Origin of the sequence: Nocardia rhizosphaerae (genome assembly GCF_042650365.1) — a bacterium.
In the GTDB taxonomy this organism is placed as follows: Bacteria; Actinomycetota; Actinomycetes; order Mycobacteriales; family Mycobacteriaceae; genus Nocardia; species Nocardia rhizosphaerae.
Map to the genome: position 1 here is coordinate 1 of NZ_JBHSBA010000013.1, position 632 is coordinate 632.

Genomic DNA, 632 nt, shown 5'->3' on the forward strand with positions numbered 1-632 from the left:
GGCCAGGTTAATCCGCCCAGGGTGAGTCGGGACCTAAGGCGAGGCCGACAGGCGTAGTCGATGGACAACGGGTTGATATTCCCGTACCCGTGTATCCGCGCCCAATGGCGAATCAGTGGTACTAACCGTCCAAATGTTCTCTTATCAAGCCTTCGGGCGAGAGGGAGGATTGCTGCACGGGACCTTCGCTGTAGTAGTCAAGCGATGGGGTGACGCAGGAAGGTAGCTGGGCCAGGTGATGGAATACCTGGTGTAAGCCTGTAGGGCGCAACATAGGCAAATCCGTGTTGCATATAGCCTGAGAGGTGATGCGTAGTCGTTGTGACGAATTCAGTGATCCTATGCTGCCGAGAAAAGCCTCTAGTGAGTTGGTACACGGCCCGTACCCCAAACCGACACAGGTGGTCAGGTAGAGAATACTGAGGCGATCGAGATAACTGTGGTTAAGGAACTCGGCAAAATGCCCCCGTAACTTCGGGAGAAGGGGGACCACGCTTGGTGACGAGTCTTGCACTCTGAGCTGGGGGTGGTCGCAGAGACCAGAGAGAAGCGACTGTTTACTAAAAACACAGGTCCGTGCGAAGTCGTAAGACGATGTATACGGACTGACGCCTGCCCGGTGCCGGAAGGTT

At 55.5% G+C, this 632-nt stretch carries 1 rRNA gene; it reads left to right on the forward strand.

Features of this window, described 5'->3' with window-relative positions:
• A 23S ribosomal RNA gene (locus ACFOW8_RS20150) occupies positions 1-632 on the forward strand; the annotation flags it as partial.